Annotated in this window: 17 protein-coding genes; 6 read left to right on the top strand and 11 right to left on the bottom strand. The window is 43.0% G+C overall.

The features are described 5' to 3' along the window. Positions 1-5 precede the first annotated feature (5 nt). Entirely contained in the window at positions 6-830 is an 825-nt protein-coding gene (locus tag FHS10_RS10365) for an IolE/MocC family protein (protein ID WP_259090091.1), read from the top strand. On the opposite strand, the gene FHS10_RS10360 is transcribed toward FHS10_RS10365, so the two are convergent. Continuing rightward, a complete protein-coding gene (locus FHS10_RS10360) occupies positions 815-1,705 on the bottom strand; it encodes an AraC family transcriptional regulator (protein ID WP_259090089.1) in 891 nt (296 codons plus the stop codon). The genes FHS10_RS10365 and FHS10_RS10360 overlap by 16 nt on opposite strands. A 144-nt stretch (positions 1,706-1,849) precedes the next feature. Beyond that, on the bottom strand, positions 1,850-3,793 hold the full coding sequence (locus FHS10_RS10355; protein WP_259090086.1) for a sialate O-acetylesterase: 1,944 nt from the start codon (positions 3,791-3,793) through the stop codon (positions 1,850-1,852). 151 nt (positions 3,794-3,944) lie between these two features. On the opposite strand from FHS10_RS10355, the gene FHS10_RS10350 reads away from it, so the two are divergent. Both FHS10_RS10350 and FHS10_RS10345 read left to right on the top strand, forming a co-directional pair. Continuing rightward, positions 3,945-4,982 carry a LacI family DNA-binding transcriptional regulator gene (locus FHS10_RS10350; protein WP_259090085.1) on the top strand — a complete coding sequence of 346 codons (1,038 nt, stop codon included), beginning with the start codon at positions 3,945-3,947 and terminating at the stop codon, positions 4,980-4,982. Between the two features lie 11 nt (positions 4,983-4,993). Continuing rightward, entirely contained in the window at positions 4,994-5,740 is a 747-nt protein-coding gene (locus FHS10_RS10345; protein ID WP_259090074.1) for an SDR family NAD(P)-dependent oxidoreductase, read from the top strand. A gap of 162 nt (positions 5,741-5,902) precedes the next feature. On the opposite strand, the gene FHS10_RS10340 is transcribed toward FHS10_RS10345, so the two are convergent. From FHS10_RS10340 to FHS10_RS10300, 9 genes are all read right to left on the bottom strand, one after another. Then, entirely contained in the window at positions 5,903-8,758 is a 2,856-nt protein-coding gene (locus FHS10_RS10340) for a glycosyl hydrolase 115 family protein (protein ID WP_259090073.1), read from the bottom strand. A 198-nt stretch (positions 8,759-8,956) separates the two neighbouring features. Next, positions 8,957-10,066: a glycoside hydrolase family 43 protein gene (locus tag FHS10_RS10335; RefSeq protein ID WP_259090070.1), complete on the bottom strand. Its 1,110-nt coding sequence runs from the start codon at positions 10,064-10,066 to the stop codon at positions 8,957-8,959. Between the two features lie 119 nt (positions 10,067-10,185). Further along, positions 10,186-10,995, bottom strand: a complete 810-nt coding sequence (locus FHS10_RS10330; RefSeq protein WP_259090068.1) for a polysaccharide deacetylase family protein — start codon at positions 10,993-10,995, stop codon at positions 10,186-10,188. A 16-nt stretch (positions 10,996-11,011) separates the two neighbouring features. Beyond that, positions 11,012-12,529 carry a glucuronyl esterase domain-containing protein gene (locus FHS10_RS10325; RefSeq protein WP_259090066.1) on the bottom strand — a complete coding sequence of 506 codons (1,518 nt, stop codon included), beginning with the start codon at positions 12,527-12,529 and terminating at the stop codon, positions 11,012-11,014. Positions 12,530-12,622: 93 nt separating this feature from the next. Continuing rightward, positions 12,623-13,147, bottom strand: coding sequence for a GNAT family N-acetyltransferase (locus FHS10_RS10320; protein ID WP_259090064.1), 525 nt, complete (start codon positions 13,145-13,147; stop codon positions 12,623-12,625). A gap of 49 nt (positions 13,148-13,196) precedes the next feature. Continuing rightward, positions 13,197-14,867 carry an endo-1,4-beta-xylanase gene (locus FHS10_RS10315; protein WP_259090061.1) on the bottom strand — a complete coding sequence of 557 codons (1,671 nt, stop codon included), beginning with the start codon at positions 14,865-14,867 and terminating at the stop codon, positions 13,197-13,199. Positions 14,868-14,989: 122 nt separating this feature from the next. Next, positions 14,990-16,147, bottom strand: coding sequence for an IPT/TIG domain-containing protein (locus FHS10_RS10310; RefSeq protein ID WP_259090059.1), 1,158 nt, complete (start codon positions 16,145-16,147; stop codon positions 14,990-14,992). A gap of 12 nt (positions 16,148-16,159) precedes the next feature. Continuing rightward, entirely contained in the window at positions 16,160-17,827 is a 1,668-nt protein-coding gene (locus FHS10_RS10305; RefSeq protein WP_259090057.1) for a RagB/SusD family nutrient uptake outer membrane protein, read from the bottom strand. Positions 17,828-17,840: 13 nt separating this feature from the next. After that, positions 17,841-20,999, bottom strand: a complete 3,159-nt coding sequence (locus FHS10_RS10300; protein WP_259090053.1) for a SusC/RagA family TonB-linked outer membrane protein — start codon at positions 20,997-20,999, stop codon at positions 17,841-17,843. A gap of 2,273 nt (positions 21,000-23,272) precedes the next feature. Here FHS10_RS10300 and FHS10_RS10295 point away from each other — a divergent pair. The 3 genes from FHS10_RS10295 (at position 23,273) to FHS10_RS10285 (ending at position 25,549) form a co-directional block, all read left to right on the top strand. Further along, positions 23,273-23,749, top strand: a complete 477-nt coding sequence (locus tag FHS10_RS10295) for a sensor histidine kinase (RefSeq protein ID WP_259090052.1) — start codon at positions 23,273-23,275, stop codon at positions 23,747-23,749. 345 nt (positions 23,750-24,094) lie between these two features. Beyond that, positions 24,095-24,850, top strand: coding sequence for an SDR family oxidoreductase (locus FHS10_RS10290; protein ID WP_259090049.1), 756 nt, complete (start codon positions 24,095-24,097; stop codon positions 24,848-24,850). A 114-nt stretch (positions 24,851-24,964) separates the two neighbouring features. Continuing rightward, positions 24,965-25,549: a TetR/AcrR family transcriptional regulator gene (locus FHS10_RS10285; protein WP_259090047.1), complete on the top strand. Its 585-nt coding sequence runs from the start codon at positions 24,965-24,967 to the stop codon at positions 25,547-25,549. The last annotated feature ends 4 nt before the right edge of the window (positions 25,550-25,553 follow it).

The following is a 25,553-nucleotide window of genomic DNA, read 5'->3' as shown; positions in this document are numbered from 1 at the left end:
ATTGAATGGAGATGGAAATTAAAATCCTTAGCCCGCTTTGGGGACATGAGCACCTGCCACTACAAACCTTCCTGGATAAGATCAGGGTTGCAGGTTACCACGGGGTAGATACCTGGGTGCCGGCTGATGAGGATAACCGGCACCTGCTTTATAATTACCTGCAACGGCATGAAATGTTCATTGTAACCCATCAGTACGAGGCCGAAGGCGGTACGTTTAAAGCTTTTAGCGAATCATTTGTAAAAAACCTATACCACTGTGCCGAACCCGGCCCAATCCTCATCAATTCTCATACGGGCCGGGATTATTTTTCAATACAGCAAAATCTTGATCTGATAAACATGGCACAGGAGTTTTCGGCTAAAACAGGGGTTACAGTTGCCCACGAAACACACCGGGGGAGATCGGGCTATTCGCCGCAAATGATTGCTGAGTTATTCAACTTACAAACTGATTTTTTGATCACGGCAGATTTTTCACACTGGGTATGTGTTACCGAAAGCATGCTGCAAAACTTTAGCAGCATTGTAGATGAGGCAATAAAACGCAGCCGTCATATTCATAGTCGGGTTGGATTTGAACAGGGGTCACAAGTGCCCAACCCCGCCGCGCCGGAGTGGCAATACGCCCTTAATCAGTTTTTGAATTGGTGGGATAGAATTATATCAACCAATAGACAAGAAGGTACACGTTTACTACCCATAACAACCGAGTTTGGCCCGGCACCTTATATGCCAACTATCCCTTTCACCAATCAGCCGGTGGCAGACCAGTTCGGCATTAATTGTTTTATGAAGGATCTGTTAGCCGAACGTTACAGATCTGTTTGAACACTCTTTTTACGAAACGCTGTAGGCGATATACCATTCTTCTTTTTAAACAACCGTGAAAAATAAAATACCGATTCAAAGCCCGTCTGATCGGCAATTTCACTGGTATTTAAAACGGTGGTGGTCAACAGATTTTTGGCCCGTTCCAGCCGCAGGTTCAGGTGATATTGATTTGGCGATTCGCCGGTGATGCGCCTGAACGCTTTACGGAAAGAAGAATATCCCATAGGCAGGGCTTGCGCCAGCTTTTCCATATCCAAAGTATCCTCAAACGACTCCTGGATAATGAATTTAGCTTTGGAGATCAATTTACCAACCGGATCATCGCTATATTCGCGATGCGCTATCACATTATTGATGAGCCCTAAAAGCTGCATGGTAATCGCGGCAATTTGTTGGGGATAACCGGGAAGTGATGCCCTTACAGTTTCTATCAAGTTTCTGAAAAGCACCAGTATATCCTTGTTCATCCCTAACGGAACTATGGGCGATTGGCGGTCAAAAAAGCCATTACCCATTAATTGCGCTACATAAAAACCGTCAAAACCAACCCAAAATTCTTCCCAACCCGATCCCGGATCTGGTTTATAACGGTGCCACACGCCTGGATAAAGAAAAAAACAGGTTCCTTCAGTAACTTCTGTAGGCTGGGTTAATGCCGAGCCATAAATACCTTTGCCCTTTGAGATAAATACAATATAATAATCGTTCAGGATACGCCCCCTGTTCCAGGTTAAGTGGTGACTTTCCGGATGCACCTGGTTGGGATAATCATCGTTAGGCTCTGTTTTAGAATACCCTACCGTGGTTACATAAACACCCCAGCGCTCTTCAACCGGGCTAACATTGAGATATTTAAAATAGTTTTTCAACATCGGCTACACTATTAAGCAATATCCTTCACAAGTTACAACGATTGCCTGCTAAACAAATAACCAAAGAGTATTTTTATTTGCACTTTTTGACATTTACATCGCCTGTCTCTCAAAAAAATCTATGCAATTATATTTCAACACCAGTCATTGCGGCTTATCTGTTCTGAAAGGTGATGCAGGCAACCCCTCCTTGTTATACAAATTTGCTCCCTCAGGATTATCGGCCCATGCATACCTTACATAAAGTGGCATGGGTACTTTATCGTTCCAAACCAAAACCTTATCACCTTCAATGGTAGCTTGTGCCCAAACAAATTTTTTATCGGCCCCGGCGATGGCAAATTGTGCCAGCTCATCGCCATCGTTAGTTATAAGTCCGCCCCCAACGTTTTCAAAGGTAAGTTCGATCTTATTGCCTTCAATCTTTGCCAATTTATAAATTGGCCCGCTTGGTACTACATCTGTTTCGCCGTAAGCTACATGTTCCGCTGCTAAAGCAAGACGGTTACCCACCGTTTTTTTATCAAGCGGATGGATATCATTCCACTCACCGGCATCAAGAGTAACAGCCATACCTGTTTTTGGCAATGAAAGCGCATGAAGCTGTCCTTCACGCAATTGCGCCCATTCACTTTCAGTCGGAAGATAACGTACCTCATTAAAATTTGGCAGTTGAGCAAAGATGAAAGGGATATTACCCGCATTCCAGCTTTTACGCCAATCGACAATAAGCGCCTTTAGCAATTTCCCGTATGCTGCTGCCCTACTTGTATTACTTTCGCCCTGGTACCAAACTATACCTTTAATGGTGTATGGGGTTACAGGCGCTACCATGGTGTTAAAAAGGCCACCAGGTTCATTTTGTGCCGAAAACGTATTGACTGTTTCAGCAGGCTCAAACGCCTCACCTACCTTATATTGCCAATCGCCGCGAAGGTCAATGGTATCATTCCCTATTTCTAAACGATAACTTTTATCCGGAACAAAGCCTCCTTTACCGGCAAAATTGATCACCCGCACCACTATTATATTTTTTCCCGGCTTTAATGTTCCGGCTGATACGGTATACCTGCGTGGCGGATATTGGTAACTGATACTCCCCACAAGCCGGCCATTAACATAGGTTTGATCAGCATCCACGATCCTGCCTAAAAAAAGTTTAGCCGGTTTCCAGCTTACCGACGCAGGAAAATCTATCTCCTTTCTAAACCACACCACGCCGTGCAGGTCTTTAATTCCCTGGTCATCCCAATAGCCAGGGAGCCAGAAATGATGCCAATGATGCGGCACATAAGCCGTATCAAACCAGGGCCTAATTTCGCTTAAGCCCTTGTCCATACCATAAACCGTTGTGTTAAACGGATCAACCGGTGGCGAATGTTTCCTGTTTACACTATCCATAAAAGCGGGTTCGCCGAACTGCGCAATCCGCTTATCAAACGGTTCGATACCTTTAAGCCCCTCCCTGCTGATCCAGGCTTCAATGGGTGTGCCTCCCACGCTTGCATTAATAATACCTATGGGAACATGGTATTTTTGATAAAGCACCTTGGCAAAAAACCATGACGAAGCACCAAAACTCAATATACCTTTAACATCGGCCTTTATCCATTTGCCCCCTGGCAAATCCTGTTGCAGCCGGTTTACATCGGCAGCCGTTGGCACAAAAAAGTTCCTGATCATTGGGTAATTTGCGGTGACAATTTCATTCGGGTATTTTTCTTTTACACGCTCCATTGGCAACACCATATTTGATTGGCCCGAACAAAACCAAACATCGCCAACCAAAATATCATGAAGTATGATATGGTTACGGGCGGTCAGGTCCATAACATAGGGACCACCCACCTTCATGGGCGGCAACGCCACTTTCCATACGCTGTCTTTACCCGTAACTATAGTGTATACCCGGTTTTGAAACCTAATAGTGACTTTTTCATCTGCATCCGCCCATCCCCAGATATTCACACTGGTGTTACGCTGCAATACCATTCCATCGGCCACCAGTTGCGGAAGCCGTATTTTTCCATAAGCGGGTATCATGCCAAATACACCGCAAATACATACCAATATTTTAACCAACTTCATACTTATAATACAAGCAATTACATAGCTAAAATTCAAAATGTAATCGATTGCCTAAAAGTACTTTTTTTCATCAAATAAATTTTATATTTATCGATTGATTGGCTTTAATCTTTAAAGCGATTAAAAGATGTAATCCTATTGCAGTTAACTAATGGACAAAGGGCAAAAAGAAGTAACCATATATGATATTGCAGAAAAACTCCATATTTCTGCAGCAACGGTGAGCCGGGGGCTTACCAACCACCCGCGCGTTAGTAAAAGCACCCGGAAATCGATATTAAAAGCTGCCGAAGAAATGGGCTACCGGTCCAACTCTATCGCCAGTAATTTACGTAGTAAGAAAAGCAATGTGATTGGTGTTATTGTTCCCCGGCTTAACAGTAGTTTTATGTCGGATCTGATTGCCGGTGTAGAAAAAGTAGTTAACAACAATAACTACAGCCTATTCATTAGCCAATCGTTAGAAACTATGCAAAAAGAGGTTACCAACGCCAGGGCTATGTTAAATAACCGGGTTGACGGTTTATTGGTTTCGCTGGCGTATGATACCACCAATATTGAACACTTTGAGCCTTTTTTGAAAAGAAATATACCTGTGATTTTTGTAGATAGGGTATTTGAACATGCATCATGCCCGCAAATTTTTATCGATAATACAAAAGCCGCCTATGAGATCACCAATCATCTTATTGCCGAAGGTTGTAAAAATATTATCCACCTTACAGCAAGCTTATTAAGAAATGTATATGCCGACCGGCTTAGTGGCTACAAAAAGGCATTGGAAGAAAGTGGACTACAATTCCGTGAAAGCAATGTAATCATTGGCGACCTAAGCAGCCAGGCAGGTATTGATGCTGCTGCGCAAATATTAAAAATGGAAAAATTGCCCGATGCTGTATTTGCAGCCAATGATATTTGTGCCGTTAGCTGTATGATAGAACTTCAAAAACATGGTATACGTATCCCGGAGGATATTGCCTTTGCCGGGTTTAACAATGATCCTACCGCATGCGTAGTTCAACCCAATCTTACCACTGTAAACTATAAAGGGTATGAAATGGGCGAAGTTGCAGCCCAATTACTCATTAACCACCTAATTGATAAAAGCGACCTACAGCAAACCCACAGCCTGATTCTGCGGTCGGAATTGATTATAAGGGAGTCTTCTTTACGGAGCAAAAAATCTTAATGGCTTATTAAATGAAATCAGCAAACAAACTTGCCATTATCACCGGCGGAGGCTCAGGATTGGGCCTGGCCACGGCAAAAAAATTCACCGAAAATAATATATGCACCATTATTATAGGGCGCGACCAACATAAATTACAGGCCGCGGCCGAATCACTTGGACTGCTTTGTAGCTATAAGGTTTGCGATTTAGGTACACTTGAAGGAATACCTGCATTAGTAGATGAAATAGTGGCAGAACACGGCACTCCGGATATATTAATTAATAACGCCGGGATCAATCAAAAAAAGCCTTTTACAGAAGTTACCGACGCAGATTTTCAACAAATTATACAAACCAATCTTTTGGCAGTATTTGCCATCAGCAGGGAAACTGTGAAGTATATGATTGAAGCGGGAAGCGGCAGCATTGTCAATATCAGCTCAATGGCTTCACAATACGGGCTCCCTTTTGTAATTGCTTATACGGCTACCAAATCGGCAATTGAAGGTATGACCAGGGCTATGGCTACAGAACTTTCGCCCTTAGGTATTAGGGTTAATTGTGTTGCACCTGGCTTTATCGCCACCGATATGTCGGCAAAAGCGCTTGATAATGATCCCAACCGGAAGACCAAAGTGCTATCAAGAACGCCAATGGGTAAACTTGGTGAGCCATTGGATATAGCCGAGGCCATCTTTTATCTTGCCTCCGATGCTTCAAAATATACCACCGGCGTGATCCTACCTGTAGATGGGGGAAACTCAATTGGGTTTTAGGCACTTAAAAAAGATGGTTGACGCTATTTTTTGAATGTAGAGACGCAATATTTTGCGTCTCCAGCTATACAGAGCGGCTTTACTAAGAGGAAATGCAAATTGGATTTGCACGCGGGAGACGCAAAATATTGCGTCTCTACAAAAAACGGCCTTTTTAAATCCTCAATTCTCCTCCGGCCCCAAATAACTATCCTTTAAGCCACCGCTATCAATCACCACCTTTTGCAATACCACGCCGGCATCAACCATCCAGTATTTTAAAATATGGCTACCGGGCTTGCTGATTATATGAGTAGTTTGCAGTTTTTTAATGTTGTTGGCAACACTGTTACTCCACTCGCCGGTGCCGGGCGTTTCATTTTGGTTGATGTTTACCAATTGCGGTGCCTCATCATCTTTGGACACTGCATAGTACAGGCCTTTTTTTGCTTTGAAATCAAGCGTTGGCGAAATGTACATAATCACATTTATGCGCCCGGTATCCTTTAGGCTGATCTGATACTCCAAGTGGGGACTGTCCTTCCCTGGCTGATATGCCGCCGCGGTAACAGGCATGGGGCAAATTCCCGATAAAGTTCGCCCATACCCCAGAATTTCCAGCCATTTGATATTCCTGTCTGTTACCGCCCGTGTATAATGTGCCGCTTCAATGGCAATATAGCCGTCTATATCACGAAATACATGATCTTTTATATTTTTGTTATTGATGGTAACATCAACAACCAGTTTACCAAGCCCTGTATTAACCGTAACCGGCACATGTGAAACGCCGGTAGGTACTTTTGCCCAATCTACATTTATCATAATACGCTCCTGCTCAACAACACTTCCCGCAGCAGAACTGAAATGAATATAAGTGGCTGGCGACTGCAGCTGATAATTAAACGCCATTTTCCCCCGGTTAAATAGTTCAATATAGTGACCTTTACTATTCCATGGATAAAACTGAGGCAAGGATGCGATGCGCTGCCCCGGCAGGTAAACTTCCGTAGATCCTTCTATAACAACACCAGGGCTTGCACCTTCTGCCAATGGGATGGTTTTAACGTCGGGCATTTTGTCAACCTCCGGCTGCTGCCAATAAGTATACCCTATATGCGTTTGATCCATCATATGATTCCATTTACCATTTGATAAAGTATCGTTGTAATAGCGAGAGATTTGTTTGTCCTTTTCAAAAAGCGCTTCGACACTTTTAGCTGTTGAATTGGCTGCCGATCTGCCTTGCGCAACATATAATTTATTCCGCGCAGCTGCCAGATACAGCTCATATAAATTTGCACAGGCTATTACCGGGTGTAAAACAAGTTGATAATAAGCGTTTTTGTTCTGTGTCGGAATTTTTGCATACAAACCTTCGGCCTTATCTTTCAAATGGAGGTAATCTGCCGTTGCCCGTTCAAATTCATTGTAATTAACCAGGCTGTAAGTGTTCTCATCTAACAATTCGGGTTTACGGCGACTGTTAAAACGGGTGTACTGCGTTAAAATCTCTGCTACCATGCCCGCGTTCTCCGGGCCGAATTGTTGCGCGGCCCAAGCTTTGGCGTAATCGGGTAAACGTTTGGCTGGCCATTTATCTGGTGCCCAGGCATAATCCATAAAAAAACTGATAGGATATTCCATTGGCTTCAAATCGCCAACATTTACAACCCATACCTGCCTGGCGTTATATTCATAAGCCAAGTGCAGTTGCTCCCAGGTTGCGGCAATTTGATTGGTGTTAAGCCATTTATAGTTCCTTGGATCGCCCACATAATCAAAATGAAAATAAATGCCGTAACCTCCTTTCCTTGGCTTTGAACCTATGGCCGGTAATTTTCGGATGTTTCCCCAGTTGTCGTCGCACAATAATAAAGTAACATCATCTGGCACCCGCATACCTTTATCGTAATAATCCTGAACTTCTTTATACAAAGCCCACATCTGCGGGGTTTGCGACGCATCTTTCCCGGTAACCTGGCTAATGATCTCCCGCTGATCGTGCACAATGTTTTCCAACAGGGCTATATTGCTTTCTGCGGCCATCGGCATATCCCCATCGCCCCGCATCCCAACGGTAACTATGGTTTCCTTTTTACCCATATTGATGATGCCCTGTTTCCAAAACTCCTGTAACACGTGTTTATTGGTCTGGTAGTTCCATGGGCCACTACCATAACGTTTCCATTCTTGTTGTGCCCTGTCCATCGGCTCGTGGTGCGATGTGCCCATTACAATGCCATACTCATCGGCCAAAACCGGACTAAGCTTATCATCATCATTAAAAGCATTGCCCCACATGGCTGGCCATAAATAATTACCTTTTAAGCGAAGGATAAGCTCAAAAACCTTTTCATAAACCTGATGATTTACCCCACCAAACTTTTCTTTTGCCCAACCCTGAAATGCGGGTGCCTCATCATTAATAAAAATCCCCCTGTATTTTACCGCCGGCTCGCCATCTGTAAAGCTGCCGGGAGTAATATAAATTCTCTGCTGGTGCTTTACCGGTACATCGGCCCACCAATACCAGGGCGATACGCCAATTTGTGCCGATAAGTCGTAAATGCCATAAATAGTTCCCCGTTTGTCGCTACCGGCTATAACCAGCGCCTGCGCCACACCGGGGAAAGGATTTTGAACAACCTGGGTTATATGCGCTTCCCATTTGCCTTTTATCCCTGATGCATCCAGTTTTCCTTTGGCGATAAGCTGGTCTATTTTTGAATTTTTGCCGATGGTACCAATCAGTACCATTTGTTTATTGCATTTAAACTCAGTACTGATTGTACCCGGTGCCAATTGGGTTACCGAGCCGATATCTCTTACAAGGTTTGCAGCGGCTCTTTTTACGCCCGGATATTCGTTGGTATCCAGGTATAAGGTTACTTGTTTTCCGGGAATAGCAAGCGGGAAAAAAGCTTTGCCCGCAACTGCCGATACATATTTTTTTTGCCCGGGACTTTGCGCAAAAACATCGCATTGTAGCAGCGTTGCGGGAAGCAGGAGCAATAAAAAAGCTTTGTATAGCGTCATGTTGAATATAGGATTAGTCAAAAACGGGTAACTTCCAAATAAGCCTTCTTAGGGCGATTCTGCTGGTCAAATAACGGTGGGTAGTTTTTTCGCCCCCGCTTACAATAATGTAAACAGAATGATCGGCAGCAACCATCATCAAGCCGGCTTTTTCATCTTTTTAAACATTAATTCAGTTTTGATTTTAAAAGAACAGCCCTACAAAAAAGGATCTATTTCAACGATAGAGCCATCCGTGTTATGCTGCAATGGCACCACTTTAACGTTGCGGAGGTAGGTTTTGCCAGATAGTTCGGTATCGTGATAAAATATGTACCATTTACCTTTGATCTCTACTATCGAATGATGAGTGGTCCACCCTTGTACCGGCTTCATGATTACGCCTTTGTAGGTGAACGGACCAAGCGGATTATCGCCTATAGCGTAGCAAAGCAAATGAGTATCGCCTGTTGAATAGGTAAAATAATATTTGCCATTGTATTTATGCATCCATGAGCCCTCAAAGAAACGGCGGTTCCGGTCGCCGGTTAACAGTGGCTTACCCGCGCTGTCAACAACGACCACATCCTTTACTTTGCCATCAAAATTTTTCATATCAGGTTTCAGTAAGGCAACCTTACAGGAAATTGCAGGGAGGTCATCCTGTTTTAAATCTGTTTTTGAGCCATCAGCATCATAATGCCCGCTTACCCAGCGCTGTAACTGCCCGCCCCAGATGCCGCCAAAATACATATAGGTTTTGCCATCGGTATCGGTAAACACAGCGGGGTCGATGCTAAAACTACCCTCAATTGGTGCCGGTTCTGCTTTGAAAGGACCAACCGGGCTTTTGGAAGTCGCCACGCCAATCCTGAATACATCTTTTTTATCTTTTACCGGAAAATACAGGTAATAAATTCCATTTTTATAAGCTGCATCTGGCGCCCAAAGCTGCCGGCCAGCCCAGGGGATATCTTTAATATCAAAGCCAACACCGTTATCGGTAACCTTACCGCCAATGCTATCCATAGAAAGGATGTGATAATCCCTCATGGCAAAATGATCACCGTTGTCATTTTCAGGGATGCCGGTGTTAATATCATGGGAAGGATAGATATAAATTTTTCCGTTGAAAACATGTGCAGAAGGATCGGCAGTATAAATTGAACTGATCAGCGGTTTGCTTAGAAACTTCACCTCTTTTGCTTTGCTGCTTTTAACGGTATCGGTATTGGCCTGCTTAACGTTTGACTTACAGCCGTTTAAAACATATAAAGACAGTACAATAAGGTAGAACGATTTTGAAAAATTCGTAGGAGTTTTCATCATTTTATGGTTATTAATGTTTTTTTTCAATGAAGGCTTCGCTTTGAGCAGCTATACCTATTTACAGTTTATTTGGCAATGATCGCACTTACGCAATCGATTGCAATATAATAAAATTTGGCTTAATTACCTGCTTGTATCTTTTTTATATAACGGGCTACGTTAACCATTGGCGCAACCCATATTGTTTTTTCGTTAGCCTTTAAATAGTGTAAAAGCTTGCTATGCGCATCAAGACTTACATTGATATTATGCCCGCCCCCTACGCCATGAAAAAGGAAAACCAACAAGGTGTGCGATTGCTTTGCCTTTTCAACCAAATCAATCATATAATCGGCCGATTGGCCATTGATCATAAAACAATCTACATTATCAAGATTAACCTGTTTTGCCATTTGCAGCCCTGCATTTACGCCACGGGCAGCCACAAAATCTTTTTTTAGTTCATCATAAAAGCGTTGATTGCCAATTTGCAGATCGCCGCATGGGTAGGCAAATGTCCTTTCTGTTTTACCATCCAGCGCGGTAAGCAGCGTGTTGGTTGTTCTGATCTCTTTTACCGCCCTGCTAACAGTATACTTACTCAAATCCGTTTCGGCGGTAACAAAACCTCTTCCTGGCAAACTGCCATCACAAGGATGATATAAAGAATGGTTCCCTAACTCATTACCACGGGCGGCTAATTTGCGCCATTCATTCATCCGGTTGGTAACAACAGGCGATGAGCCTATGAGATAAAACGTTCCCTTCAACTTTAAAGAATCTAACACGAGGGCCACATTGTCCAGATCGGCATCTATCGCGTCATCGTACGTTAAAACCACAGCGCATTCTTTATTATTCCAGGGACGAGCTGGAGTTTGTGCTTTTAGTGTAACTACGCTGATAACCGTAACTAACAACAGCAGTAAGTGTAAGTTCTTGCATTTCATATACTGATTAGTTTGATTATTTATTGACTGATTTATCATGTATGAACTTATTGGCCCAGGCTATAAAATATTTCACATTGGGTGCGTCGGTATGGCCACCGTCGTGCTGACGCCAGGCCAACTGACCATCAAGCAACCCTGTATTTACGGGCGGCATCTTTGCGATTTTATAATCATCTGTTATGCCCAGGTCCTTAACACCAAGCAGCTTAAAAATCGGGCCTGCCGCTACAGTAGCCATGTAACTCCCCTGCTGATCCAGCCAACGCGCATCACCCTGTTCGGGAATGCCATAACTTATAAAGGTTAATCTCGGCGCGCATAAGGCGATTAATTCATGTGCATCTACAGGGAGATCATTAGCCGTTTTAGGGCCAAAGCTTGCTTCAGCAGCGCCATACTTCATAAAATTACCCGCCATCCAATAATACTCACCACCGGTAAGGCTCTCAACAGCTTCGCCAAAATTGCGCCGGTGTAATTTAGCACCGCCCTCGCCCGATGAACCGATAAGCCCCATTGCAAAGCGTTGTTCAAAAGCAAGTGTAACCAGGGCGGCTTTGCCATAACGGGATACACCTTCAATCCCCACATGCCTGGCATCGACAGCGGGTACAGTTTCGAGGTAATCCAAAGCCCTTGCCGCGCCCCATGACCAGGCACGTAAAGCTCCCCAATCATCCGGTTTACGTGGCTGCCCTTTATTTACCAGGCCAATGATTCCTTTGGTTAATCCTTCTGCATTATCGGCCTGTATAGATGCCGGATCAATAAGTATATACCCCCATCCGTTGGCTATAAGCTGTACGGCAGTGGGCGGGTCACCTTTTGCAACCGGAAAGCCGCCGGGACCAAAAGGCGATTGCTCCGAAACCGGGTTATAGGCCGGATATTGTTCAAATATACTTTTCAATTCGGGATGTTCTTTCACTAATAAATCTTTGATGGCGCTGTTAATCTTTTCCAGATCGGCAGCCGGTGGCTGGGCAGGCGCAGGCAGAACGCTACGGGCAAACATCATTAACACCGGCACAGGGCCTTTAGCGTTTGCAGGCAATACCAGTGTCATTTCAATATTTACGTTGATTAACGGATAGGCGGTATTATCTACATGACCAATAAGCTGCCTGGCAATTACCGGGTAAAAGCCCACACGTTCTTTATCGGTAATCTTGGTTGTCCAGCTCACTTTAGGCATATTAACAGGGATTCGCCCATAAACCTCGCGTTCCATATCTTCTACAATCTCCGGTCGGCGCTGTTGCCACCATGCCTGGGCTGTGGTCACTTTTTTACCGTTTTTCAAAATTAACGCATCGGGCAGGTTAGGATAAGGATTGGCAAGGGCCTGGTCGTAATTGGCATGGTTGGGTGCGGCATCATCGCCGCTGGGACCATTACGCAGTATTTTAATACCTAATTGAACCATCATATTGTGATGATCCTCATCGGCAGTAAAATTAACAGGCGCGGCATTTTGGGCACCTGCGGTAACTGATAAGGCCATCAAAAAAAGAAAAACCGTGTGTTTCATTTCTTCTCTATTTTAAGGTTTATGATCCGATTTATATTTAGTTAAGGCCTTTTGGCTAAAGCTTCGTTTGAGCAGGAAAGTTACGTTTCTTAATTACTGATCATCAAGCACATCGTAACCTTCAAAACCAAACCGTTCCAACCAATCCAAGCTTTTTACGGCAGCGGTTTCAGCATAAACAGTCCTGTTTTGTACCGCTGCTTTTTCCAATATCCTGCCCAACAAACCGCTTCCTGTTCCGCGTCGCCGAAATAACGGATCGACACAGATCCATCGGATATAGGTTATTTTATTTATGATTTTTAACTGCCCTCCCCTGCTTAACTGGTGCCATACTTCATCGAGCACAGTTCTGCCAACTTCAGACAAAAAGAGTTTAATCAACTGCCCTATAGATTTACCGTTTAATAGCGACAATCCCGGCTGCATGATCAGCGCGCAAGCTCTCCTGTTATCTGATAACCATATTTCGCCCACATAAAAATACAGATCAAACAGGTGTGATAATAACAACTCCTGCTGTTGCTTATTTTTAAACAGATGACTGCTTAGCCCTTCACCGGCCTGTTGAAGCAGGCCAATCACTAAATCCTTATCCCCGGCTACAGCTTTGATCATTAGGCCATCAATTTGATTATCGTTTACTCGTTCGTTATTCTTCCCTTTACTAAATACCCTTCAAGGCTTCCAAAAAGCCATAATACCCTGCTTTTTTCGATAGGTTTTGGTTAAACAAGAGCGGGTAATCTGGCGCTGATGGGCTATTGAGCCAGCTTTCATTATCGGTAAGCCCCCAAACGGTGATCCCAAAACGCTGTGCTTTAGGGACATTTTTCAGATACGACTGTACAACATATTTATACATGGCCGCCTGCGATGCCAACTGACTTGCCGTGGGACTAAATGACGCGCTTTTACTACTGTTCATGGTAACATCCAATTCAGAAACACGCACTAATAAACCGGTTGCAGCCAGCTTTACAAATTCATTATCAATGCTGGCCTGGGTAGTTTGCAGGTTAATATGCATCTGGGTACCTATACCATCAATCTGGGCACCTTTAGTTTTTAGCTCTTTCACATAACCAATCAATGAATCGAGCTTGAAATTATATTCCAGGTTATATTCGTTGATAAACAACAGGGCGTTTGCATCGGCTGCTTTGGCATATTGAAAGGCTTTTAACGCAAATGCGCGGCCCAGGTAATTGGCCCATAAGAATTGGTTACCTGTATTAGCTGCCGATATGGTGTAATTGGCACTATCGCGAAGAGAGCCGTTACCGTCAGACATGGGCTCGTTCACCACATCCCAGGCTTTGATCTTACCTTTATAACGTTTAACAGTTGCAGTAATAAAGGTTTTAAGCGCGGTATCAATAACTGCTGCAGCCTGTGCCTTTGTTGGCGGCACATAGGAGCCGGTTGAAGGATCAACAACGGTAACATTGTCAATCACATAAACACCCGCGTCAGGGAAATTAAATCTTAATATCGGCGATGCTTCGGTAATCGTCACATTCCAGGTGTAGGTTGCCCAACCGGGTTTTGTTTTAAGATCGGTTTGCTGGTAGGCCGTATTTTGCATCACCATACGCACAGTACCCATTCCTGACGATTTAATGGATGCAGAAACCTGGTAGGTTTTGCCAACTGTAGTGGTAAATACTGTACCAATTGACTGTATGTCGTAAGCATTAGCGCCAGGCATAGTGACCGCTACCTGCATAGCCCTGGAGCCGCCATCGTTATCATCAATAACTGAGTTAAAAGATCCGGTTGCACTGCCGCCTGTAAGGTTAGTCCAGCCAGTGAATGACAATCCCGTGCCTCCTTCAAAATCGCCGTTACTAAGCAGGTTTGCCGGCTTTGGTGCCCCTGTAACCGGTTTGTTTAGTGCCGATATCAAGCCGTTTAAATAAACAGCGTTTTGCTGCGAATACCAACATAGCGTATGGCCGAATACGCTTAGTCCGTTATTAGTACAAATGGTCAATAACGCATCTGCTGTTGTATAATCAAAGCTACCATCGTTTTTTACAATGGATGCATTTTTCAGTTCGTTACCGAAAGTGACATAATTAGCTTCGCGCTTTACGATAGCCACGTAAGCAGGGTTAGATGACATGGTTCCATAAAGTACGGCAAGGCCCATGTTTGGAAAAGCCGCCCCGGTGTTACCGATAAGGGTCCCGGTGGTATCGGGCTTAGTCGAAATATTTTTTACCGTATCCGGATTGTTTATGTGCGGTACAGCGTCTTTTTTACAGGAAGATACAGCTAAAGCAAGCGCTGCAAAAACAGCGACTGCCACCTGTGTAAGTACTTTGTTATTCATTGAATGGTAGTATTAAAAGTACAATTGGACTGGTTGACCGGAATTTTAAACAGAAGGTAAAAAACAAGCGCCCCCCTCGCGGCGGCGCTTGTATTCCAAAATCAATTGTATAAACCAGGCTATTAAATAAACCCGATATCATCTACATAGATGGTGTCTGTACCACCATAGCTCTGAATTACAATTTCTGATATGGTAGCAGGATTTCCGAGTGAGCTTAATGGGATTGTAAAGTCGCCATACGCGCCCGGAGTAATAGTAACCAGGCTGGCTGTACCATAAGAGCCATTGATAACCACCTGTAACCTTGCACCGGCTGCCACACCCGCACCGCCGTATACGGAGAACTTAAGACTGGTAAAACCAAGCTTTTTAACATCTAATACCGTAGCACCACCGTAACCTAATTGAAGGGCGCCATATGCGTTGGTATATTCAACAGCAATATCCGCCGTACCGCGTTTGGGGTGTGTTCCATCTTTGTAATTCCTGTTACTGTTGTAACCATCATAGCCGCCGCTGCCCTGACCGCCCCATCCTGTTGCCAATACATCATCATAAACTGTGTATTTAAACCCGAATGACGCGGCAGATTTTGCCGTTCCGCCAGGCGTAGTCACAAAGATGTGTGCCGATGCAACACCGGCAGGTACTTTCACCTGGATAGAAGTTGGCGTTGGCGTGCCTACAATCTGGGCAGGGGTATCATCAAATTTCACCCCGGAAACTGAGTTGAATATGGTTCCCGTAATGGTAACAATATCGCCCTCGCCACCAAACAGGGGCGAAAAGCTACTGATAACCGCAGGTGGCTGCGCTATGCTGAAATTAAAATCGACTTTGCCATATTTGGTTACAACAGTGATCTTGTTACTCTGCGTAGGTCCAAACGGCACCTGTACGGTAGAGGTATTAGATGGGATACTTACAATAATACTGTTATCAGTAACCAACGCCGGGTTAAAATATACGGCTACTCCGTTAAACGATACCGACATGGCCGTAAGCAGGTTGGTACCCAGGATAGCATATTGCGTGCCCAAGCGTCCTTGGGTAGCAGTTGAATCAAACGGTACAATCCGGTGATCGTCATAAACCTGGCTCGAATCGAGGTTTACCCGGTGAACAACATCCTTGATGGTATCAGATTTGCTTAAATAGCGCACCCTGGTTACAGTAGGCGCACCTTTACCACCCGCATCATCCTTTTTGCAGGATGCAAAGCCCATAATTGCCAATACCGGCAACAAGAGATATAAAATTCTAAAATTTCTTTTCATCTTTTTAAGTTTTTATTTAAACACGTATGGAACAGGAGGATCGGCAAGTTTAGGATCGGCCGCAATTTCTGTTGCCGGGATAGGGAACACCAGATTGGCATCAGTTACCGTTAAAAACTGGTTTCCGTAACGCACCGGTGGATTACTGTTATCAGATGTGCCCCTGTCCTGTTGTTTCATATAAGCGATTGCTTTAGGGTGACTTGTTTTATCAAAGCCATCAAGTCGCATCAAATCGAAAAAGAAATCGTCTTCAAAAGCAAACTCCCGCCTGCGTTCGTCCAGGATATCATCTTTAATGAGAGTGGTTGGTACATTACCGTTGGGAGTAGGGCCATATTTGCCAATATTGGCGTTAGGCACAGTATACCAGCGTTTAATAGATAACAGGTTACCTAAACCAGCCCGTTTGCGGATGGTGTTGATAGCCGCCAATGCTGCCGGATCTGTACTGGTAGTTGCGCCGGCCATGATGGCTTCCGCATCAATCAAGTACATATCGGCATAACGCAGCATGTAAGTATTATTGGCAGATGCCTGCCTGCCGCCTACGCCGCCATTATCTGCCGGTGAGCCAACAACGTATTTTTTTACCTGGGCATGTGTTCCCTGGCTACTGGCATCAGCGGGTAAAGTGTAACCGCCATTGGCCTGGTTAATCTCCGGATATTTATCGCCGGGCAGCATAATAGTTGCTTTTCTACGTAAATCAGCCGGATCATATTGATCTTGTAAATCAAAGGTTGGCCCCGCCTGCCCGTAACCATCGCCTGTACCCGTAATAACACTGTTAAAAGCTACAGCCGCCTGGAATGGGTTGCCCAAGCCATACTGCCCGCTGGTGGCCCATTGCAGGGCTATCATTGATTCCTCGTTGTTGTTATTAGCCGTAAGGAACAAATCGGCAAATGCTTTGCCTTGCACGTCTACTCCGTAAAGTTTAAACTCGCCGCTTTGAATTACCTTCTCCGCTTCGGCCCTGGCATTAGCATAGTCCTGCATATACAGGTACACTTTTGCCAGCATACCAGAGGCCGATCCACTGGATACGCGCGCGTTTGCCGAACCGACACCGCTCCTTACATTAGTTTTCAGGTTTGCTTCAGCAAATTTCAAATCGTTTACAATGAATTTATAAACATCGGCAACCGGATTTCTGGGCACCTGGTAATTGGTTACATAGTCGGATGTATTTTCAATAATAGGTACCGGGCCAAAAACCCGCACCAAATGAAAATAGGCCAACGCGCGCCATAGGTGTGCTTCGCCAAGAGCGTTGTTTACAATAGATTTATCTACAGATGCAGGAACCTTTGAAGGAAGGTTGTTGATGATACCGTTGGCCTGCGCTACCTCGATATACAGCGAGTTCCAGGCGGCAGAGATTTCAAAATTGGTACCGGTAACGGTATAATCCTGAAAGTTGATGATATCACTGGAGTACGTCCTTGCGTTGCCACTGCTTAAATCAGCAATTGACCAGCCTGCTTTACCGCTCCAGCCAAACCATGGCGCGCTGTATAAAACGTTGGTGCTGGCGGCCACCTGATCGGCCGTTTGATAAAAGTTATCAACGGTGATCTGGCTTTTAGGTGCACGGCTAAAATAATCTTTTTTGCAGCTTGTTGCCACAACACTGGTCATGACAGCTATTCCTATAAAATATTTTGATTTTTTCATTTGATTATATCGGTTAAAACTCTGCGTTTACGCCAAACGTAATGGTACGCGCCTGGGGATACCTACCCAGATCAACACCTGTTAAAAACACATTTTGATTGTTTGAGCCTATTTCCGGATCCAAACCTTTGTATGGAGTAAACACACACAAATTTTGCCCGCTGGCATATACCCTTAACCTTGAAAGTTTAATTTTCCCGACAATAGACGCAGGCAGGTTGTAGCCAACTGTTACGTTTTGCAACCTCAGGAATGAGCCGCTTTCAATAAAACGATCTGAGTTGTACAGGTTAGGATTATCACCGGCAGATGGCCGCGGGATGTTAGAGTTTGGATTGGCTGGTGTCCAGAAATTTGCCACCGATGCCAATTGATTTTGGTATAAACTTCCCAAACTGGCAATCTGGTAATTCAATACGTTGAAGATTTTAGCACCGTATGATCCGTTCAGGAAAATACTCATATCAAAGCCTTTATAGTTAAAGGTGTTGGTGATGCCATAGGTGAATTTAGGATTAGGGTTACCCAAATCGGTTTGATCATTAATGTCGATTTTACCATCGTGGTTAACATCCTCATACTGAACATCCCCTAACCAGGTACCGCCCGATGAATTACTTACCGGCCGCGGTGCAAATTGTGGCGGTGCGTTTCTTAACTGCGCGTCGGTTTTAAAAATGCCTATCGCTTTATAGCCAAAAAACTCACCAACCGCTGTACCTGGCTGGGTACGGGTTACCGGTAAATTCAGGAAACTGGTTGTTACGTTTGCACTGATATATGGCGTACCATTATACAGGGAAATAACCTTGTTAGTGTAATGACTGAAAATCAGCGTAGTATTCCACTTAAAGCTGCCCGAAACAAGGTTTTTGCTGGTAAGCGAGAACTCGAAACCTTTAGCAGATAATTTGCCTCCGTTTTCAAACGGCGCGCTGATTACGCCTGTACCTGAGTATTCGGCAGTTTGCCCAAGCAGGAACGCTGGTAAAGAAGCCTGGAACAGGAAATTTTTAGCGCTTTTATCAAAATAATCAAAAGTACCGTCGACCCTGTTTCCAAACAGACTAAAATCTACACCGGCGTCAAACTGCAAAGCTGTTTCCCAGGTAAGGTTGGGGTTGGGGACTTTATCAATAGCAAAACCTGTTCCCAAGCCTGTTTTAACCGAGTTAAGCGCTGAGCCGTAACGGTAAGCGGGGATATTTTGGTTACCCGTTTCACCATAGCTTGCACGGATCTTGATATTATCGGCTACCTGTTTCACACCTGCCATAAAAGCCTCATCAGATAATCTCCAGGAAACCGCGAATGATGGGAAATAACCTGTTTGATGGCCTTGTGCAAATTTTGAGGACCTATCTGCACGATAAGTAGCAGTTAAGCTGTATTTATTATCAAACGTGTAAATAGCACGCGCAAATGCCGATTCTAAAATATCATTATTGCCAATATATTCATCTATAGTGGCAGTTGAAGCTGTACCTAAACCTAATGCCGGTAAGTCATTGGATAAAAATCCGTTAACACCAGCGCTATTACTATGATAAACCGAGTTGATCAACTCATGAGCCGCTAAAACAGTTAAATTATGTTTTTTAGCAAATGTGTGCGTATAGGTAAGATACTCCTTCCAACCCCAGTAGGTTGAATTGGTGTAATATTCCTGCAATGTGGCCGTAGGATTAGTATACAGCGGCCCGTAATTATAGGTAGGTGTAAAGAAATTGGCAGTTGTGTAGTTTATATCGCCACCTACTTCAGAATGGAGCGTAAGATCTTTAAAAAAACGCAGATCGGCGTATAAATTGCCATTGAAATTATCCCTCGCCAGGTTATTGGCGATAGACAAAGCCTGCGCAACAGGGTTAATCTGCGCGCCAATTTGCCCTGCCTGCGGACCAGCAAAAGAACCATCAGCATTATAAATAGCCTGATCTGGCGCGCTTAATAAAGCTGTATAGATGATCCCGGTATTGTTACTTAAAGAAGTATTTTGAAAGCTACGGGCACCGGATAGATTTGTACCTACCCTAAACCATTCTTTAACCTGTGAATTTACGTTGGCGCGGATGGTATACCTGTCAAAATCATTTCCTAATACCGTACCTTTTTGCTTTACGTATCCGGCAGAAATATAATAATCGTTACCATCCTTAGCTCCCGAAAAGGATAGCTGATGGCTTTGGGTTGGGGCTGTCCTGAAGATCGCCTTCTGCCAGTTAGTACCTTCGGGCAGTAAATCCGGATTGGCAAACTCCCCTCTCCTGTTTTGACCACTATTATCGGCAAGCGCGTTTTCAAGGGTAGCATATTGCTTCAGGTTCATCATTGGCAAAAATTTGCCTTGCTGCTGAAAACCATAATCGCCGGTGTAGCCAATTTTCATGGCGCCGCTTTTACCACGTTTGGTGGTGATGATAATTACGCCGTTCGATCCCCTGCTCCCGTAGATAGCCGTTGCTGATGCATCTTTTAATACATCTATACTTTCAATATCGGCCGGGTTTAAAAAAGTAAGCGGGCTTGGCGCGTTTTCACCATTGTTTGCCGCGATTCCTTGCGACCTGCCACTGGTTGACTGGTTAGTAGCATCGCCAGAAATGGCAACTCCATCTATCACATAAAGCGGTTCGTTTGAAAGGCTTAACGATGTAATACCACGGATATGTACCGAGGTAGAGCTTCCGGGGCCACCAGCATTTTGCGTAATGGTTACACCCGAGGCCTTACCCTGTAACAGCTGATCGACACTTACCTGCGGGATATCGGCAATATCTTTGGCCGTAACAGAAGAGATTGCACCGTTCACATCCTGCCTTTTTTGAGTACCGTAGCCGATAACTACTACATCCGATAGTGCAGTGGCCGTAGATTGCAGGCTTAGGCTGATCAATAGCTTATCGCCCACTACGATCTCTTTGGTTTGCATCCCGATAAAGGAGAATAAAAGTATCTTTCCTCCGGCCGGAATAGTGATACTATAATTACCGTTAACATCAGATACCGTGCTCCTGTTGGTACCTTTAACCAGGATAGATACGCCGGGAAGCGTAACACCTTTTTCATCGGTAACGGTACCTTTTATTATTGCTCCCTGGTTTTGAGCGCTGACTGCAGCACTTATAAACAAGGACATGAATAGCAGTACTATTCGTAAACATTTTGCCATAATGGTTTATTTGATTGGTTTTTAATTTATTGGTTCGTTGTTTTTACGCTTTCGCAATCCGGCGTTCTTCATCTGAAAATGGCATACATTTCCCCCACCGGACCAAGCGCTGCCACGTGTGATTGATAATCATCATGACTTAAAAATTAATTTGATAAAATTCTTGCCCTCCTTCCTTAAAAGCCGTTTAATTATAAAAACTGCGAGTATCATAAACAGTTAAAATCACTACGCAATCGATTGTGAAAAATATCAGACTTATCCTTTCTTTTTCCTGTTCCGCCAGGCCCACACAAATTCAATCAGGTATTATTCGGTATAATTGGTATTACAGCGATAAAATTATAAACAAAAAATCATTTATACAATCGATTGCACAAATTTTATTCAATTTTCGTGATTTAAAAATTTCCCTAACTATAAAAGGTATAAATAATCAAATAAAAAGCCTTTATAGTACCATATAATCAATAAAAAATGAATTATCGATTGCATTAATGCAACAAAAAAGTTACGCCTAAATCTGTTAACTACAGAAATTTATACCCCACTCAATATGTAGCATTTGAAAGGCGAGAGTTTGCTGATTCGTAAATCCACTCCATATTGCTGTATTATTAACCATACTGAAGGAGATATTTAACTGTTAAGACTATGCCGCATTGAAGGCCATTACTACAATCATATATAGACGCAGGTGACCAACTCATTCGTCCGGGTTCAACCCCGGCCATTATGTTTCCAAACATTTTGGCCCAGCTCCGTTCAACTTGCAATTAATGTATTAGTATTTATTCAAGTAAAAATCCTTAAAAAAAAACGAGCTTTTCAACAAAGCAAAAAGTGTATAAATATTTTATATACAAATATTTATACACTTTATAATAACAATTACTTTTATGATTTTTTCCAGACAGCTAACCTTGTTTAAATACCATAAGTTTATTTAAACCGCCTCAGGGGTTCAGCAAATTTCGCGGGTGGCATCAAAGAAGCTACTGAAGGATTATCAGATACCATGCACATACTGCCGTTATGACGAGAATTAGCTGGGGATACTTGCACTTGTTTAACCAGGAATATATGGCAAAAGATACAGTCGCGATAAAACACCGTTAGCAAGGAGGCGATGTATCGCCTCCTTGCTAACGGTTAAATAAAAAGTTCCTCTAAAAAGGCTTACACCAAGTACTTATACAATCAAAGCAAAAACAAGATTAACAGCTGTTTATAAGCCAGAAAAAGCTATAAACTAACCACATCCAAAAATCTGAGAAAAGGCATTGTATATGCATATGAGCAACGCCATGCATTAACTGAACAACCGCTTTTAAAACACCTACCTGTTTAGCTCCAACATAACCAGCCTCAGATAAATATAAAGCTTTGACCTTACCAGGGATACATTCTTTTAGTTACGAAGATATTGACAGTAAGTGATCTACATCATCTATTTCATTTTGCGACCTAAGATGTTATAACGTATAAATAGGGTTAGCATCAACGCATATTGATTCACAATGACACCAACAACTTTGACAACTATTTGGATGATACCACCGACGACTTAAACTGAACATACCATCAGCACAAATAACGATAGCAATATTAATCCTGCTTTACTTAAAACTTTAAAATATTACATTATAACATTGGTAATGAATTTTTTATAAAATAAACTTAAACAGATTAACTAACCTAATAAAGCTAATTTGTGAAAGGTAGATATCTTATTTTTTATCCTTATCGACAAATGCAACCTACACTCCCTCCTACTACTGCCACAATTAAGAGCTCAGTAGTCGGGCTGATATTTACATGGACGGTTTGCCAGACAAATGCACTATAATTTCAATTTGGCAGACAATTATGAGATCAAGGTTCGTCGTTTTTGGCGATGCAAAAGAAGCCTTTGTATGCCCTCGGATAGGCTGAAGGGCTCAATTTTAAATTTATAAATTTCGACCATTCCATAAACTCTGTACCTAACTTCCGGCTATTATCCGTGAACCATCAACTACGAACTTACTGCCACCAACTATTCAATAATCTGTAGTGTTACCCGAAAAAGGAATAAATTACCCCATAGTTTAAAATTAAGTATAAGGCACACACAATTTGCGTATTAATACGCAGTTTATAATGAGTGGTTTATGCTTAAATTTGTGTGTACATCTTATAATGCAGAAAACATTACCTATAGTTAAGTAGTAACACAATACCGCTAATGCTGGTATTCACTAAAAAGGATATTTTACTTAAACTTGAAAAACATGCTTAATCCCCCTAAACCTCAATCCGAAGAACTTAGGAGCCTTGCTGCTTTGTTCAATATCAACAACAGTATTCGCAATTGCCTGAGTCTTATTCAAAATGATACCAGCAACCGCAGAATAATTTGTTTGTTTGATCCACTCATTAAGTTAGTTAGCGGCGACGAAGAAAAGATTAGCCAGGTAATCCTTCACTTCGTAAAAAATGCTATCAGATATTCTCCCAAAGCAAAAAAAATTGAGGTGCGCACAAGCGCAGAAAACGGCAGTATTAAGGTAAGTGTAAGCGACCATGGTATTGGCATACCGCCACAGTTGCTAAGAAGCCTGTTTGAGTTTAACAAACAGGAAAACCGCCAGGAAACAGGTCTTAAAACAGCCGCCCATATCATTGAAAGTCATTACGGCCACATAGGTGTAGAAAGCTATGTAGATATAGGTAGCACCTTTTGGTTTGTTTTACCGGCACAGCAGTAAACAATTTACAGTATGGATACTATAAAAACCAATCAGTTAAAGGTTTGCGAGTTTACAAATTGACAACTGCTTTTTTGCCAACTATGCTTTCCGCAAAGGGAATAATATAATAACCTGTTTGTTTCGCCATGTTTAATGGAGACACAAACAGGTTATCTTTTTAAACTAAAACCAACCATATTACCGGATAGATTTCGAATTTCGTGCATAAAAACTTCAAAAATCCAGGATTTTGTAAAGCCAATGTCACGATCGTAAAAATTGAAAGATTTATTTGAAACGATCATTCCAATTTTATTATCTTTGGGGCATCAAATAACAACAACAACATTAAAAAATAAAACAATGAGTAATCTCACCAACAAAGTAGCCGTAATTACAGGTGGTAACAGCGGTATTGGATATGCAACTGCAAAAGAATTAGCAGCAAAAGGCGCTAAAGTAGTAATAACCGGTCGTAACGCAAAAGCTGTAAGCAAAGCAGCCGAAGAATTGGGCGTAACGGGGATAGTATCTGACCAGGCAAAATTAAGCCAGATAGATAGCCTGGTAACCGAAGTGAAAGACCAATACGGTAAAGTTGATATCCTGTTCCTGAACGCCGGCGTGGCTCTGTTTAATTCAGCAGAGGCTATGACCGAAGAGCAATATGACACTATGATGAATTTGAATGTTAAAGGTGTTTTCTTTACCGTTCAAAAATTTATCCCCATCCTTAATGATGGCGCTTCAATTATATTTAACGGATCTGTAAATGCCACTTTAGGTGCACCCGATAGCAGTGTATATGCCGCAAGCAAAGCCGCGCTTTTATCATTTACTAAAGTATTGGCACGTGAGCTTGCCCCACGCAAAATACGCGTAAACACTGTATCTCCGGGTCCGATTGCTACCCCGCTTTATGGTAAACTTGGTTTAACTGATGAACAAGTTGCTGGCTTTGGGAACATTTTAAGCCAAAGAATTTTGTTAAACCGTTTTGGCCAGGCAGAAGAAATTGCCAATACAGTAAGATTTTTAGCTTCTGACGATGCTTCATTTATTACCGGTACCGAATTGGTTGCTGATGGCGGCTTAACCGTAAATGCCCTGATCTATTAATCACCATAAAATTTAAATTTTTTATACCGATTTGGAACGAATGTTTCAAATCGGTAATTTTGTTCGTATATTATGGATGTGCAAACTGCTAACCATAAATTGCAAACTACAAAGATGGCCAGGAAAAAAGAATTTGATGAAGACCAGCTGCTTGATAAAGCAGTCGCTTTGTTTTGGGATAAGGGATATCATGCCACATCGGCCCAGGATTTGGTTGATGGGCTTGGTATTAACCGTTCAAGTCTTTATAATACCTATACCGATAAACGAACACTGTTTACAAAATCACTAAGGCAGTACCAGGCAAAAAACACCAACGCGGTACTCTCGATGTTAAAAAACATAGTGGATGCCCGGGAGGCTATCTCACAGATCCTGCACGGAGTGATCAAAGAAAGTGAAGAAGATACGCTTGCCAAAGGATGTTTTATGGTAAACACCGCTGTAGAATTATCCAGTCACGACAAAGAGATTGGCGCTTTAGTGACCGAAAACAACCAGAGTGTGGAAGATGCTTTTGCCCGTACCATTGAAAAAGGTCAGGCACACGGACAGTTTACCAAAGCGAAAGATGCAAGGGCATTGGCACACTTTGTTTTTAGCACCATTAGTGGGCTTAGAGTATCAGCACGGGCGGGCGCTGATAAGCAAACGTTAGAGGATATTGTACAGGTAGCATTATTGGTATTAAATGCCTGATATT

The organism is Mucilaginibacter dorajii (assembly GCF_024808255.1).
GTDB classification, from domain to species: Bacteria; Bacteroidota; Bacteroidia; order Sphingobacteriales; family Sphingobacteriaceae; genus Mucilaginibacter; species Mucilaginibacter dorajii.
Note: the sequence above shows the minus strand (reverse complement) of the source record. Positions and strands in the feature narration are given on the sequence as shown.

Excerpts from the sequence above, each read along its gene's own strand:
- FHS10_RS10290 (WP_259090049.1), top strand. The coding sequence starts at position 24,095 with ATGAGTAATCTCACCAACAAAGTAGCCGTAATTACAGGTGGTAACAGC.
- FHS10_RS10345 (WP_259090074.1), top strand. The coding sequence starts at position 4,994 with ATGAAATCAGCAAACAAACTTGCCATTATCACCGGCGGAGGCTCAGGA.
- FHS10_RS10285 (WP_259090047.1), top strand. The coding sequence starts at position 24,965 with ATGGCCAGGAAAAAAGAATTTGATGAAGACCAGCTGCTTGATAAAGCA.
- FHS10_RS10335 (WP_259090070.1), bottom strand. The coding sequence starts at position 10,066 with ATGATGAAAACTCCTACGAATTTTTCAAAATCGTTCTACCTTATTGTA.
- FHS10_RS10365 (WP_259090091.1), top strand. The coding sequence starts at position 6 with ATGGAGATGGAAATTAAAATCCTTAGCCCGCTTTGGGGACATGAGCAC.
- FHS10_RS10310 (WP_259090059.1), bottom strand. The coding sequence starts at position 16,147 with ATGAAAAGAAATTTTAGAATTTTATATCTCTTGTTGCCGGTATTGGCA.
- FHS10_RS10350 (WP_259090085.1), top strand. The coding sequence starts at position 3,945 with ATGGACAAAGGGCAAAAAGAAGTAACCATATATGATATTGCAGAAAAA.
- FHS10_RS10295 (WP_259090052.1), top strand. The coding sequence starts at position 23,273 with ATGCTTAATCCCCCTAAACCTCAATCCGAAGAACTTAGGAGCCTTGCT.
- FHS10_RS10300 (WP_259090053.1), bottom strand. The coding sequence starts at position 20,999 with ATGGCAAAATGTTTACGAATAGTACTGCTATTCATGTCCTTGTTTATA.
- FHS10_RS10340 (WP_259090073.1), bottom strand. The coding sequence starts at position 8,758 with ATGACGCTATACAAAGCTTTTTTATTGCTCCTGCTTCCCGCAACGCTG.
- FHS10_RS10315 (WP_259090061.1), bottom strand. The coding sequence starts at position 14,867 with ATGAATAACAAAGTACTTACACAGGTGGCAGTCGCTGTTTTTGCAGCG.
- FHS10_RS10320 (WP_259090064.1), bottom strand. The coding sequence starts at position 13,147 with ATGATCAAAGCTGTAGCCGGGGATAAGGATTTAGTGATTGGCCTGCTT.
- FHS10_RS10305 (WP_259090057.1), bottom strand. The coding sequence starts at position 17,827 with ATGAAAAAATCAAAATATTTTATAGGAATAGCTGTCATGACCAGTGTT.
- FHS10_RS10325 (WP_259090066.1), bottom strand. The coding sequence starts at position 12,529 with ATGAAACACACGGTTTTTCTTTTTTTGATGGCCTTATCAGTTACCGCA.
- FHS10_RS10360 (WP_259090089.1), bottom strand. The coding sequence starts at position 1,705 with ATGTTGAAAAACTATTTTAAATATCTCAATGTTAGCCCGGTTGAAGAG.
- FHS10_RS10355 (WP_259090086.1), bottom strand. The coding sequence starts at position 3,793 with ATGAAGTTGGTTAAAATATTGGTATGTATTTGCGGTGTATTTGGCATG.
- FHS10_RS10330 (WP_259090068.1), bottom strand. The coding sequence starts at position 10,995 with ATGAAATGCAAGAACTTACACTTACTGCTGTTGTTAGTTACGGTTATC.